Source organism: Mesorhizobium sp. BHscii, from assembly GCF_053848065.1.
On sequence record NZ_JBSPKW010000004.1, the window covers coordinates 111,601 to 126,088 of the forward strand.

Consider the following 14,488-nt stretch of genomic DNA (forward strand, 5'->3'; position numbering starts at 1 on the left):
GGCAGACCTCAAGGACAATCGGCAAAAACCCATTGGCCTCGGGATGTGACGTCGTGGCACTGGAAAATCTAAATCGATTAGAATATATCGACCGCGTCACAGCGGCCGGCGTTAAAGCGGACAGACCATGACCAGCCAGATCATTCCCGTCGAGCCTTTCGACTTCATCATTTTCGGCGGCACCGGCGATCTGTCGGAACGCAAGCTTTTGCCGTCGCTCTATCATCGCCAGCGCGGCCATCAATTTTCCGAACCGACGCGCATCATCGGCACGTCGCGCTCGAAAATGACCGATGAGGAATTCCAGGCTTTCGCCAGGCAGGCGATTTCCGACCATGTGAAACCGGCCGATATCGATGCCACGGAGCTGAAGACGTTTCTTGCCCGGCTTTCCTATGTCTCGGCCGACGCGACCAATGGCACGGGCTTCGACAAATTGAAGACGGCGATCGGCGACAGCGAATGCATCCGCGCTTTCTATCTGGCGGTGGCGCCGGCGCTGTTCGGCGACATCTCGCACAAGCTGAAAGAGAACGGTTTGATCACGCCGAACTCGCGCATCGTGCTGGAGAAGCCGATCGGGCGCGATCTCGCCTCGGCGCGCGAGCTCAACGATCTGGTCGGCGATGATTTCCATGAAAGCCAGATTTTCCGCATCGACCACTATCTCGGCAAGGAGACGGTGCAGAACCTGATGGCGTTGCGCTTTGCCAACGCGCTCTACGAGCCGCTGTGGAATTCCGCCAATGTCGATCATGTGCAGATCACCGTGGCCGAGACCGTCGGCCTCGAAGATCGCGTCACCTACTACGACAAGGCCGGCGCGCTGCGCGACATGGTGCAGAACCACATGCTGCAGCTCCTCTGCCTCGTCGCCATGGAGGCGCCGTCGTCGATGGATGCCGATGCCGTGCGCGACGAGAAGCTGAAGGTGCTGCGGGCGCTGAAACGCATCAGCGGCAACGAAGCCCCCAAGCACACGGTGCGCGGCCAATATCGTGCCGGGGCCTCGGCCGGCGGGCCGGTGAAAGGCTATGTCGAGGAGCTCGGCAGGAACAGCAACACCGAGACATTCGTTGCGCTCAAGGCCGAAATCGGCAACTGGCGCTGGGCGGGCGTGCCGTTCTACCTCAGGACGGGCAAGCGGCTGGCGACCCGCGTCTCGGAGATCGTCATCGAATTCAGGCCAATTCCGCATTCGATCTTCGGCGAAAGCGCCGGGCCGATCTCCGCCAACCAGCTGGTCATCCGGCTGCAGCCCGACGAAGGCGTCAAGCAGTTCATCATGATCAAGGATCCGGGGCCTGGCGGCATGCGGCTGCGCCAGATTCCGCTCGACATGAGTTTTGCGCAATCCTTCGACGGCCGCGCCCCCGACGCCTATGAACGGCTGATCATGGACGTCATCCGTGGCAACCAGACGCTGTTCATGCGCCGCGACGAGGTCGAGGCGGCGTGGAAGTGGATCGACCCGATCCAGGACGCATGGGAAAGCGCAAGGCAAGAGGCGCAGGGCTATACGGCCGGCACATGGGGTCCCTCGGCCTCGATTGCGCTGATCGAACGCGACGGGCGGACATGGCACGAGAGCAATTGAACGGCGCCGCCTACAGCTGGCACGCGTTTGCCGAACGCCAGGACCTGGCGGCAGCACTTGCCGGCCACGTCGCAGGCCGCCTAACCAATGCAATCGCAGAGCGCGGCACGGCACTGCTCGCCGTTTCCGGCGGCACGACGCCGGCGAAATTTTTCGCATCGCTTTCGAATATCCCGATCGCCTGGAACAAGATCACTGTGACGCTGGTCGACGAGCGTTGCGTGCCGGCCTCGTCTCCGCGCTCCAACGCCGGGCTGGTCGCCGCCAATCTTTTGCAAAACGCGGCCGCAGCCGCACGTTTCGTGCCGCTCTACCATGAGGCAGCAAGCATCGAGGATACGTGGGAGGCCGACAGCAGGATATTGCGGTCGCTGCCTTGGCCGCTCGATGTGGTCGTGCTTGGCATGGGAACCGATGGCCATACCGCATCGTTCTTTCCGGACGCCGACAATCTGGAAAAACTGCTCGACCCGTCCTCGGAAAGGGTCGTGTTCCCGGTCCACGCGGCAAGCGCCGGCGAACCGCGCCTGACGCTGTCGCTGGGGCGGATCGTCAGGGCCGGCTTCGTCGCACTGCACATCGAAGGCGAAGACAAGCGCAACGCATTCGAGAGCGCGATTGAATCGGAAACGCGAAAACCCATTCGTGCCGTGCTCGACGCAGTCCAGAGGCCCGTAGAGGTTTTCTGGGCACCCTGATTTCAACTTGCCGAGGTCCCCGGCAGACAGCCGGACGGTGTTTGCGGGACCTCGCCTGAAAGGACCGACGCCATGACCGCGAGACGCGACATCGAAACCATCACCGAGCGCATCCGCCAACGCTCCAGACCGGGGCGCGAAGCCTATCTCGGCCGTATCGCCGAGGCATCGAGCCGCACCGCCAACCGGGCCGTGCTGTCCTGCGGCAACCTCGCCCATGGCTTTGCCGTCTGCAGCCCTTCGGAAAAGGTGGCGCTTGGCGGCGACCGGGTGCCGAACCTCGGCATCATCACCTCCTATAACGACATGCTGTCGGCGCATCAGCCTTTCGAGACGTTTCCGGCGCTGATCAAGGACGCGGCGCGTGAGGCCGGCGGCATTGCCCAGGTCGCCGGCGGCGTGCCGGCGATGTGCGACGGCGTCACGCAGGGCCAGCCGGGCATGGAGCTGTCGCTGTTCTCGCGAGACGTGATCGCCATGGCCGCGGCGATCGGCCTGTCGCACAACATGTTCGACGCGGCCGTCTATCTCGGCGTCTGCGACAAGATCGTGCCGGGGCTGGTGATCGCGGCGCTGACCTTCGGCCATCTGCCGGCGGTGTTCATCCCGGCCGGGCCGATGACGACGGGCCTGCCCAACGACGAGAAGGCCAAGGTCCGCCAGCTCTATGCCGAAGGCAAGGCGGGAAGGGCCGAACTGCTTGAGGCCGAGTCCAAATCCTATCACGGGCCGGGAACCTGCACCTTCTACGGCACGGCGAACTCCAACCAGATGCTGATGGAGATCATGGGCCTGCACACGCCCGGCACCTCCTTCGTCAACCCCGGTACGCCGTTGCGCGACGCGCTGACCCGGGAGGCGACGAAGCGGGCGCTGGCGATCACCGCGCTCGGCAACGCCTACACGCCGGTGGGCCGGATGATCGATGAACGCTCGATCGTCAACGGCATCGTCGGCCTGCACGCCACTGGCGGATCGACCAATCACACCATACACCTGATCGCCATGGCAGCTGCGGCCGGCATCGCCATTACCTGGCAGGATATCTCGGATCTTTCGGAAGCCGTGCCGCTGCTGGCGCGGGTGTATCCGAACGGCCTTGCCGACGTGAACCATTTCCATGCGGCCGGCGGCCTCGGCTTCGTGATCCGCGAACTGCTCGACGAGGGGATACTGCACGAGGACGTCCAGACGGTCTGGGGCGAAGGGCTGCGGCCCTATGCGGTCGAGGCCAAGCTCGGCGCCGACGGCGGCGTGGTGCGCGAGGCCTCGCCGCGCGAAAGCGGCGACGCGAAGGTGCTGGCGCCGTTCAAGAAGGCGTTTCAGCCGACCGGCGGATTGAAAATGCTTTCAGGCAATCTCGGCCATGCCGTCATCAAGACATCGGCGGTGAAACCGGAGCGGCGCATCATCGAGGCGCCGGCCAAGGTGTTCGACAGCCAGCAAGGGCTCAATGAAGCGTTCAAGGCCGGCTCGCTGACCGGCGATTTCATTGCCGTCATCCGCTTCCAGGGGCCGAAAGCCAACGGCATGCCGGAGCTGCACAAGCTGACCACCGTGCTCGGCGTCCTGCAGGATCGTGGCCAGCATGTGGCGCTGGTCACCGATGGGCGCATGTCGGGCGCGTCCGGCAAGGTGCCCGCGGCGATCCACGTGACGCCGGAAGCGGTCGAGGACGGGCCGATCGCCAGAATCCATGACGGCGACATCATCAGGCTCGACGCCGACGCCGGGACGCTGGAAGTGCTGGTGCCGGCCGGCGATTTCGCGCTGCGACGGGCGGCGGACGGCGATCTTATCGCCAATGAATTCGGCTTCGGCCGCGAGCTTTTCGCTGGGTTCCGGCAAATGGTCGGCCGCGCCGATCATGGCGCCAGCGCCTTCGGGAACGACGTGGCAGAATTCGCGCTGCAGTGAAAAAGGGCGACTCGTGGCCGTCTGACACCGGCTGTCGATTGCCACGCAATTTTGGCCTTTTGACCACTATGTTACCTTTGAGTCATTATTGCCTATCTCGTGACCGGTCATTCGTAGCCGATGCAGCGCGATCCAGCGCTTCTGCGTCTTCCAGAAACGGCAAAGTCCGACCCCAAGCGGAAGCTCGTCCGCCCGGCCGAATTCACGCCATGACCCACCGCGAATGGCCGCTTAGCGCCGCATGTCGGCCATTGAGTCCAGCTTTGGCGCTGCCCGAGAGCAGACATTGCCGGGTGACCATGCTGGAAGTCGTAGTCGCGCCAGAACCCGACGTCCGGCCGACGCCCGCCGAATAGCTTAATCCCAAGGATTTTATGCTCTTCGTTCGCAGCAATCCTCCGGCGACCTGAAGACACCATTCCATCGTTAAGGCAAGGACTCGCATGAGCGATGAGCTGTCATTCTTGGCCAACCGCTTGCATCTAAACAGCGGCTGCAGATTCCGAGCGCCCAGCCGCTTCCGTATCGCGGTGATCTCCTCCCCAACGATCAGCGATTTCAGCGCATGCATCATGCAGCCCTAGGTGCAGGTTCATGGTCTCGGACCGATTAGTCTTGCCAGCGGCTGCAATTGGGATCAATTTCGTGGACTGGAGATAAACATCTCCTCGCATAGCCAACTGTCTGAAGGGGAGCTGCGGCCGCAGGATCACAGGGGCAGGGAGGAAGGGATGCGAGCGTCTCGGAGCCGAGAGGGTGTATCGTTGGCCCGCATCAATGCTATGTGCAGGTTATTCCTGCTCATAGTCGCGGCGCTTGTTGTCGGTTTGCCCCAACCCGCACAGCCGACCGAGCCGGATGGCGATACGTTGAGATTGTTGCTGTGGCAAGCGCCAAGCACACTGAACCCACACCAGGCGCCGGGCATCAAGGATCAAACGGCAAGCCGTATCGTCTACGAGCCGCTGGCCAGCTTTGACGCAGAGGGCCGGCTGGTGCCCTTTCTCGCAGCCGAGATTCCATCGCTTGAGAACGGCCAGGTCGCGCCCGATGGCAGATCGGTCACATGGAAGCTTAGGCCGGGCATCAAGTGGTCCGACGGCGTGCCGTTCACCGCAAAGGATGTCCTTTTCACCTACCAATACATAGTGAACGAGGACGTGGGCTCGTCGAGCGCGGGCTCGTACAAATCAGTCGCGAAGGTGGAGGCGCTGGACAACTTGACCATCAAGGTCACGTTCAAGGACGTCAATCCCGCCTGGTCGCTGCCCTTCGTCGGCGTGCAGGGAATGGTTATTCCGGAACACGTATTCGGCCAGTACAACAACAAAGATGCCGCCAGCGCTCCGGCAAACCTCGCCCCGGTGGGCACCGGTCCTTACCGCCTCAAGGAGTTCCGGACGGAGGACGTCCTTCTCATCGGCGAGGACGTCGTCAACACGGTCAAGATCATCTTCGAGCCAAATCCCGAGTATCGTGATCGTGACAGCCTGGCGTTCAAGCAGGCCACGCTTCAGGGCGGTGGCGACGCCAGAACCGCTGCAAACGCAGTGAGCGAAGGCATCGTCGACTACGCGTGGAACCTTCAGGTCGGCGAGGCTGACCTTCGAAGGCTTGAAACCAAGGGCGTTGGTAGGGTCGATTTGTATTGGGGATCTTATGTCGAACGCATCATGCTCAATTTCACCGATCCCAGACGGGAAACCGCCGACGGCGAACGCGCGAGCGCGGAGTTCCCGCATCCAATCCTGACCGACAGGCGCGTCCGGCAGGCGCTGGCGGCCGCCGTTGACCGCCGGAAAGCTGCCGAACTGCACGGCAGGAGTGGCCGCGCCACCGCCAATCTCCTTGTCGCACCGGCCGCCTTCGCCTCGCCGAACACGAAATGGGAGTTCAATCTCGATAAGGCGCGCGCTCTGCTGGACGAAGCCGGATGGCGCGACACCGATAGCGACGGCGTCCGCGACAAGGACGGCGTCCCGCTGGCGCTGGTGTTTCAGACCAGCATCAACCCGGTGCGGGAGGCGACCCAGGACTTCATAAAGGCGGACTTCGGCTCGATCGGAGTCCGGGTGGAAAACAAGCTGATCGATTCCAGCATCTTCCTGGGGTCGTCGCCCGACAATACGAACACCAGACGGCACTTCTATGCGGACCTCGAGGAGTTCGCTTACGGCAACAAGGGCCCCGATCCCGGCAGCTACATGATCGGCTGGACCTGCGCAGAAGCAGCACAGAAGAAAAACAATTGGTCGGGAACGAATTGGGCCCGCTATTGCAATCCCGAGTATGATGCGCTGTTCCAAGCGTCAGCGACTGAAGTCGATCCGGAGAAACGGAGCGCGCTGTTCATGGCGATGAACGATCTCCTGATCGCCGATGCCGCGGTCATTCCGCTCCTCGAATGGGCTTATACTTCGGGCCTGCGCAATGACATAGCCGGCTACGATCCAACCCCTTGGGACGCTGAAACCTGGGACATAGCGAAGTGGCATCGCAAGAAGTGATCGGAGGCGGCCGGGACGCAGAAGGCATCCGAGCGGACGGGAAGTCGGGGCAAATTCGGCAGTTGTACACCGCTCCCTTGGGGAAACTGACCGCTTGGGTCGCGGCCGCGCTGCGCAAGCTCAACATTGGCGGCAAGCTTACGGTCGGCTTTGGCATCCTGGTCGCTTTAATGCTGCTTGTCGTCGGGTTGAACTACCTGGGAAGCATAGCGGCCGTTCGCAACATCAACAGAACCACCGATCTCAGCGCGCCAAGCGCGGTTGCATCGGCTCGGGCCCAAGCGAATCTGCTCCGCATGCTGGGCGAGGTGCGAGGTTATCTGGCACTTGGCGACGAATCCTATCGGGATGGCTATCGGCTGGCCAACGAGGCCTTCCTTGCCGACATGCGCGAGCTCGAGGGTCTCCTGCGCGCAAAGGGCGAGTCGCCAGCCGGGCGCAGCAATGCCGAGCTCGGCATGCAAGAAATCGGTCAACTGCTGGCTGAATGGCAACCACTGTCCGAGCAGCTATTCGAACTGCGTAACGATCAGCTGCGCAGGGAACCCGCGCTCAAGATCCTTGTGAGCGACGCCAACCCGCTCATAGCGACGGTGGTGGCGTCGGCCAAAGCCATGATGCTGGCCCAGCGGAACCGTGATCCGACGGCTGCGAATACGGCGCTCCTGGCCGACCTGGCCTCGTTCCAGAGCTCCTTCTACGCGATGGTCGCTGGGCTGCGCGGCTATGTCACCACTGGACGGGAGAGCTTCAAATATGAGTATCAAGCCAACCTTAACATCAACGAAGGGGCCTGGTCCAACATCGCGAAAGAGGGCACCACGCTTGCGGCTAACCAGACTGCATTGATCGATAGAATGGCCAAGAGCCGGACTGCATTCCTCGAGCTGCCCGCGCGGATGTTTGAGGCGGTGGAGGGCGAACACGCACGCGAGGACCTTTATCTGTTCCGCACGAAGGCAGTGCCGATCGCAGAGCGCATGCTCGCGCTCCTCGACGCTGTCGCCACTCAAGAGCAGCAGCGGCTTCAAGTCGATCTCGCGGGTGGCCGGGACCAGCTCGAACGTGCGCAACAAATAATCCTGACCGTCGGGGCAGCAGCCGTTTTGTCGGGCTTGCTGCTTGGCCTGATATTCCGGGACAGTATCGCCGGACCGATCCAGCGACTGACCGGTGTCGCCGATCGCGTGCGCAGAGGCGACCTCGCGGCCCGCGCGAAGGTCGAGTCAGGAGATGAAATCGGCAAGCTCGCTGCCAGCTTCAACAGCATGACCGTGCAACTGGCTTCGAACATTGGAGACCTCGAGAACCGCCGCAGAGAGCAGGAGAACCTCGCCAGACGCTTTCGCCGCCAGAGCGAATATCTGGGCGCCTTGCACGACACGTCGCTCGGGTTGATTGCGAGGCTCGATCTTGCCGAGCTTCTGTCGGATCTCACGAGTCGAGCAGCGCAGTTGCTGGGTACCGAGCACGGCTACGTCTACCTAGTTGACGAGGCCGGTGAATCTCTCGAGCGCAAGGTCGGAGTCGGGGTCTACGCCACGCATATCGGCCAGAGGCTGGCGATAAACGAAGGGGTAGCCGGCACGGTGTGGAATACTGGCGAGCCCCTCGTGATCACCGACTATCAGAACTGGCCGGGACGGGCCGCTGCCGCAGCGCAAATGGACATCACTATTCGGGCGATCATGGGGGTGCCGCTCAAGTCCGGCGACACGGTCGTTGGCGTGCTCGGCATTGCTTACGACGACGCCTCGGCGCTCGACTTCGGCGAGGAAGAGGTCGAGTTGTTGAAGCGCTTTGGACAGCTCGCCTCGATCGCGCTGGAAAACGCTCAACTTCACACTGCAACGGCGGCTGCCAGGCGCGAGGCAGAGGAAGCGAGCAATCGCGTCGGCGAACAGAACCGCATGCTCGAATCGCTTTCCAGCAAGCTGTCCAAGTATCTCTCGCCGCAGGTTTATTCATCGATCTTCTCGGGCAAACGGAACGTCGAGATTTCTTCATCGAGAAAGAAACTCACCGTGTTCTTTTCCGACATTGCCGACTTTACCGCGACGACGGACAAACTCGAGTCCGAGGAATTGACCGAACTGCTCAATCAGTACCTGACCGAGATGGCGAAGATTGCCTTGGAGCACGGCGCAACCATCGACAAGTATGTTGGGGATGCCATCCTCGCCTTCTTCGGCGACCCCGAGACGAAAGGCACCAGAGAAGATGCGCTCGCCTGCGTCAGGATGGCGATCGCGATGCAGAGGCGCATGAAAGAACTGCAGAGAGAGTGGGTGGACGCAGGCTATAAACTGCCCTTCCATCTGCGTATCGGAATCAACACCGGCTACTGCACCGTCGGCAATTTCGGCAGTGAGGACCGGATGGACTACACCATCATCGGCGGCGAGGTGAATCTCGCCTCGCGCCTTCAGGCACATGCCGATCTTGGCGGCGTTCTGCTGGCGCATGAGACTTGGGCGCTTGTCAAGGACGACATCGAGTCAGAGGAGTTGACGCCGCTGACCATCAAAGGCTTTTCGGAACCTGTTCGGTCATATCGTGTGCTTGGAATTCGGGGCGATCAACCGACTCCCGTGCCGGTGCTCCGCCACATCCAGGAAGGATTGCGGGTCGAGATCGACGTACCCTTCCTGAAAGACGCTGGCCGAGCCGAAGCCATCAAGGTGCTCGAAGAATTTATTGCACAACTACGGAACCTGAACGCTCGACACGAATGCTGAGTGCCTTGGTCGCTCGCGATATCTTTGCATACCGTTCCAGCGGTTTCGCGTCGTTCAACCGGAGTGCTTGTAGGTCGGCTCAGGGTCATGACTTGCCGCACGCCGGCTCAGAACGAACGGCAGATCTTTCGCATCCAACACCGGGAAGCCGATACTGTCTGGCTCGATAATCGGCCATTCGAACGTTGCCAGTGCCCTAACGCCCCTTTCGGTCGGGCTCATTTTTGGGAACCTCTCTCCGCAATGGGTAGTTTCGGTCGAGCAGGATCGCTCATGACGACGGCCCCCTCACGTCCGATAGCGATAACCTGCACGCGGGGCGGCCATGTCCCCGCACACTCGGCCCGCTCCTTGGCCCGCTTCAGGGCTGCCGGGCAGAGGGTGCTGGCCGGCGATCTATGCCAAGGTCCTGGGCGGAAGATCACCGCCGCCATGCCCTATGGCGATGCGCCCCCCCGGCATGCCGATCACTGATGAGAAGTACAAGACTTGGCTGAAGCACTGCTGGCTCGACGTCGGGGACCAGGCACTGATGGGTGCCGACATGGACACCGGATGGGCACCCAACATCGACAAACCCAAGAACGGCTTCGACTTCACCCTGCACACCGAGGACAAGTCCGAAGCCCAACGCTGGTTCGATCAACTGTCTTAAGGCGGCAAGGCTGTCATGCCATTCGGCGAGACTTTCTGGTCGCCCGGCTTCGGGTCCCTGATCGACAGGTTCGGCGTCCCGTGGATGGTCAACGTCATTCCATCGGTTGACTGGAGGCCGTCGCAGGGCTGATCCCATGCCCAACAAACACCAGTAGAAGAAAGAAACCGGATGTCGGCGCCTTGGCGCCGACGCGTTTGGGCGTTAACGAGGTCGTCAACGGAACGGCTGCTTGTCGGCAACTTCGTTCCGACAGCGGACGGGCAGGTTCGGCCCACGCCGGTCGTTCGACAGACATAACGGGGATGGCCGTTCCTGGCGCTACCTGCTCGTTCCGATCCACGAGACGAATGGCAACATTCGACTAGTTCGCGTCGACGCTGCCTGCGAGGGTAGAAAAGCGAATGCCAGTCCGATCTGTACGACCACAGCGCCGGCCGCATTCCAAGGCCAAGCTCGGCAATTGCGGGGCGTTTGCTTATCTAACGATCGGTCGATCGCGTCGATACCTTGCGCCTTCAAGGCCGTCGCGAGCAATCGACATCGGCATCGAATTGCGTCGCTACTGTACCGTCAGTTCGGCCCGCTCGCCGGCCTTGACCGTCACCGTGCCTTCCTTCGAACTGTTGTCCGACCTCTTCGAGACGACCGCATAGTCGCCGGCCGGCAGCGCCGCCTGATACTTCTCGTCGTAGGCGTAGCCGAGCGATTTGCGGTTGCCGTTAATGTCCTTCTTCGCCTCGAAAATCTCGATCTTCGAGGCCCCTGGCGCGGTGATCGCCAGCACGCCGGCATTGATGGCGATCTTCAGATCCTGATGCTCACCGGCCTTGACGCTGAACGGCTGCTCGACGACGGCAAGGTCGACCGTCGCCGTCAGCACATAGTCGTCGGGCGGCAGATCGAACTTGCTGTCGGGACCATAGGCATGAGCCACCTCTTGCCTCGTCCCGTCGATCTTCTTTCTTGCCTTGAACACCTTGAAGCCGATGCCCGAAGCGTCGGCCTTGTCGCCGCCAGCAATGTAGTAGGCGTTGGCAACGACATGGCCGACACCGACGATGATATCCTTGTCGACGATGCTGCCGGCAGTGAGCGGGATGGTTTCGGTGATTTCGCCCTGCCCGATCCTGACCGTCACTTTCTGGTCGCCGGCCGGCAACACGACCTTCGTGTCGCCATAATAGGTCGCGGGCGTATCGACGCCCGGATAGGCGATCACGACAGCCGCACCATCGGCCACATCAGCCCCCTCACTTGGCCGTGGATGAATGATGAGCGTGCCGGCATTCAGCGTGACAAGGGGCTTGTAGACCTGGCCCGCCTCGACCGTGATCTTCTGTTCGGTCCTGGCCTCGCCATAGCGTGCGACGACTAGGTAGCCGCCCGGCTCCAGATTGCCTTTGTAGGCTCCGTATTCGGTGGTGACGTAATCGCCGCGGGTGCCGTCGGAGCTCGCCTTGTAGATCTCCCAGGAATTGCCGTCGGTGACGGGATCGCCGCCCTCGGCGAGCACCACGGCCGGCATGAAGTTGAACTCCGGCTTTTCCGGCTCGGGGGCCGGCTGCGGCGCAGGCGCTGGTTCGAGCGCCGCGGCGGCGATGGTTTCGACCAGCGCGTCCTGTAGGGCTTGCTCGTCGGACGCCTGGATGTATTTGCCGCCGGTGTTGTCGGCGAGGCAAGCGACCTGCTTGCCCTCGTCCGCGGTCAGGCCGAAGCCGACGACGTTTACGGTGAAATCGACACCGGCAGCCCTCAGTTCCTTGCCGAGCGCGCAAGGGTCACCTTTGCAGGTCTCGAGCCCATCGGTGATCAGGATGACGGTGGCCTTATCCTCGGTGTATTTCAGCGCCTCGGCCGCCTGCTTGACCGCTGATGTCAGCGGCGTCTTGCCGATGAATTTCAGACTATCGGCGGCAGCGGAAACAGCAGGTGCCGAGCCGGCCTGCGGCGGCACGATGAGCTCGATGTCCTCGCAACTGCCCTTCTCGCGATGGCCATAGGCCATGAAGCCGATTTCCCTGTCGGCCGGGACCGATTGCAGCACGGTTCGCAGCGTTTCGCGGGCGATTTCGAGCTTGGGCTTGCCGTCGATCTGCGCCCACATCGAGCCGGAGGCATCGAGAACGATGACGACACGGTCGGCGGCAAGGCCGGGCGTCGTCATCCACAAAAGGAGAGCCGCCGCAGCGACGCTCCGCGCAAGTCCCGCCATGAAATCTCCCCCAGTGGCTGCCAGTTCGTCGCAGCCAGTCAGTCTCTGCCAGTCCGGGGGAAGCTATTTGACGCCGCGTCGGGACACAAGCCCGGACGCCGGGCATGGGAGGGTTGGCCACAAGCCTTGAGCCAATCCCTCAATACGTCGTGCGACGCTCTTCGGAAGGCGGCCGGCCGAACTGCAGCCGATAGCTCTGGGCAAAATAGGAATGCGAGGTGAAGCCGGTGGCGATCGCCACGTCGAGGATCGGCATGTTGGTCTGGCGCAGCAATTCGCGCGCCCGCTCGAGTCTGAGCCGCATGTAATAGCGGCCGGGCGTCACCGTGAGGTGTCGCAGGAACAGGCGCTCGACCTGACGCACCGACAGGCCGGCCGATTTGGCGAGCTGCACCGCCGACAGCGGCTCGTCGAGATGGTCGGCCATCAGCTCGACGATGCGCCGCAGCTTTTCCGATTTGCCGGTCAGGTCGCGCTCAGGGCCGACGCGCTGGCGGTCTCCGGCGGAGCGGATGCGCTCGTGCTGGAACTGGTTGGCGACGCCGTTGGCGAGGCTCGAGCCGAAATCGCCGCGCACGATCTCCAGCATTAGGTCGATGGAGGTGGTACCGCCGGCGCAGGTGTAGCGCTTGCGGTCGATCTCAAAGACATTGCCGGTGCAGTTGATGTCGGGAAACCGCTCGACGAAGCCGGCGCGGTTTTCCCAGTGGATGGTGCAGCGATAGCCTTCGAGCTGGCCTGCCTCGGCGAGCAGATAGGAGCCGACCGACAGTGCGCCGAGCGCGTTGCCGCGGCGGCCCCAGCTGCGCAGCGCCGCCAGCACCTTGCTCTTGCCGGGAAATTCCGTCGTCAGCCCGACCGAGACGAAAAGGATATCGACCGGCGGCAGATCGGCGACAGCGTAGTCGATCTTGAGCGGCAGGCCGTTGGAAGCCATGACGGCATCGCCGTCGGCCGACACCGTCGTCCAGCCATAGAAGTCGTGGCCGAGCAGCCGGTTCGCCGACCGGAACGTGTCGATTGCGGCGGCCAACGAGAACATGGAAAACTTGTCGACCAGCAGGAACCCGAACTGCCGGCCGCCTGGAACAAGATCGTTCGCGACCGGCCGCTCTAGAGCGGGATGCATTTGGGTCGAGTGGGGCATCCCGCTCTATCTCTTTATTTCAGCCGCATTTATGCAACGCCAAGTGATCCCACCTGGCTGCAAAATGCTCGGGGAACAGTGTGGTTCGGCAAAGCTGCGGCTTTCCAGGTTCAGAAAGACGGCCGTTTCAATCCGGCCGCGAGATAGGCAGAAGCTAGCGTGTTGGCCATCAGCATGGCAATGGTCATCGGTCCGACGCCGCCAGGCACCGGCGTGATGGCGCCGGCCGTCGTCGCCGCTTCCGCATAGGCGACGTCCCCGACGAGGCGGGTCTTGCCTTCGCCCTTTTCGGGCGCCGCGATGCGGTTGATGCCGACGTCGATGACGGTGGCGCCTGGTTTGACCCAGTCACCCCTGACCATTTCAGGTCTGCCGACAGCGGCAACGAGAATGTCGGCGGTGCGCGCCAGTGCAGCCAAGTCCTTGGTGCGGCTGTGCGCAATGGTCACGGTGCAGTTGGCGGCAAGCAGAAGATTGGCCATCGGTTTGCCGACAATATTGGAGCGGCCGACGACCACCGCATTGAGCCCGGAAAGATCCTTGCCGCGTACACGCTCGATCAGCAGCATCGAGCCGGCCGGCGTACAAGGCACGAACGCCGTCTCCAGTTCGCCGGTGCCGAGCTTGCCGACATTGATGAAGTGGAAGCCGTCGACGTCCTTTTGCGGGGCTATTGTCTGGATGACCTTGCCCGCATCGATGTGGCCAGGCAGCGGAAGCTGCACCAGGATGCCGTTGATGGCCGGATCGGCGTTGAGTTCGCCGATGATATCAAGCAGTTCCTGTTCGGAGATCTCGGCCGGAAGCGTGTGCTGGACTGAATGAAAGCCGCATTCCTTGGCGGTGCGGGATTTGGAGGCGACGTAGACCTGGCTCGCCGGATCCTCGCCGACGATGACTACGGCGAGACCGGGCTTCAGCGCGCCCTTTCCCAACAGTTCGGCCGTCAAGGCCTTGACGCGCCGCACCACGTCTTCGGCGACGTTCTTTCCGTCAATCAACTCGGCCATGAAC

General features: G+C 62.4%; 9 protein-coding genes and 1 pseudogene. 6 read left to right on the plus strand and 4 right to left on the minus strand.

The features are described from left to right. Positions 1-127: 127 nt before the first annotated feature. The 5 genes from zwf (at position 128) to ACWTU7_RS07830 (ending at position 9,457) form a co-directional block, all read left to right on the plus strand. On the plus strand, positions 128-1,597 hold the full coding sequence (zwf, locus tag ACWTU7_RS07810) for a glucose-6-phosphate dehydrogenase (RefSeq protein WP_455838467.1): 1,470 nt from the start codon (positions 128-130) through the stop codon (positions 1,595-1,597). Beyond that, positions 1,579-2,295 carry a 6-phosphogluconolactonase gene (gene pgl / locus ACWTU7_RS07815; protein WP_455838466.1) on the plus strand — a complete coding sequence of 239 codons (717 nt, stop codon included), beginning with the start codon at positions 1,579-1,581 and terminating at the stop codon, positions 2,293-2,295. Before zwf ends, pgl begins: the two co-directional genes overlap by 19 nt. A gap of 72 nt (positions 2,296-2,367) precedes the next feature. Then, positions 2,368-4,212 (plus strand): phosphogluconate dehydratase, encoded by a 1,845-nt coding sequence (gene edd / locus ACWTU7_RS07820; protein ID WP_455846504.1) that lies wholly within the window; start codon positions 2,368-2,370, stop codon positions 4,210-4,212. An 869-nt stretch (positions 4,213-5,081) separates the two neighbouring features. Continuing rightward, positions 5,082-6,719 carry a peptide ABC transporter substrate-binding protein gene (locus tag ACWTU7_RS07825; protein ID WP_455846505.1) on the plus strand — a complete coding sequence of 546 codons (1,638 nt, stop codon included), beginning with the start codon at positions 5,082-5,084 and terminating at the stop codon, positions 6,717-6,719. Continuing rightward, a complete protein-coding gene (locus ACWTU7_RS07830) occupies positions 6,701-9,457 on the plus strand; it encodes an adenylate/guanylate cyclase domain-containing protein (RefSeq protein ID WP_455838463.1) in 2,757 nt (918 codons plus the stop codon). The genes ACWTU7_RS07825 and ACWTU7_RS07830 overlap by 19 nt, the downstream gene beginning before the upstream one ends. 54 nt (positions 9,458-9,511) lie before the next feature. Here ACWTU7_RS07830 and ACWTU7_RS07835 read toward each other — a convergent pair whose 3' ends face one another. Beyond that, positions 9,512-9,679, minus strand: coding sequence for a hypothetical protein (locus ACWTU7_RS07835; RefSeq protein WP_455838462.1), 168 nt, complete (start codon positions 9,677-9,679; stop codon positions 9,512-9,514). Positions 9,680-9,824: 145 nt separating this feature from the next. Here ACWTU7_RS07835 and ACWTU7_RS07840 point away from each other — a divergent pair. Beyond that, positions 9,825-10,244 (plus strand): annotated as a pseudogene (locus ACWTU7_RS07840) (VOC family protein). A 430-nt stretch (positions 10,245-10,674) separates the two neighbouring features. On the opposite strand, the gene ACWTU7_RS07845 reads toward ACWTU7_RS07840, so the two are convergent. From ACWTU7_RS07845 to folD, 3 genes are all read right to left on the minus strand, one after another. Next, positions 10,675-12,327 carry a vWA domain-containing protein gene (locus ACWTU7_RS07845; RefSeq protein ID WP_455838461.1) on the minus strand — a complete coding sequence of 551 codons (1,653 nt, stop codon included), beginning with the start codon at positions 12,325-12,327 and terminating at the stop codon, positions 10,675-10,677. Between the two features lie 139 nt (positions 12,328-12,466). Continuing rightward, complete coding sequence (locus ACWTU7_RS07850; protein ID WP_455838546.1) at positions 12,467-13,456, minus strand: GlxA family transcriptional regulator; 990 nt, start codon at positions 13,454-13,456, stop codon at positions 12,467-12,469. Positions 13,457-13,584: 128 nt separating this feature from the next. Continuing rightward, complete coding sequence (gene folD, locus ACWTU7_RS07855; protein ID WP_455838460.1) at positions 13,585-14,484, minus strand: bifunctional methylenetetrahydrofolate dehydrogenase/methenyltetrahydrofolate cyclohydrolase FolD; 900 nt, start codon at positions 14,482-14,484, stop codon at positions 13,585-13,587. Positions 14,485-14,488: the final 4 nt, after the last annotated feature.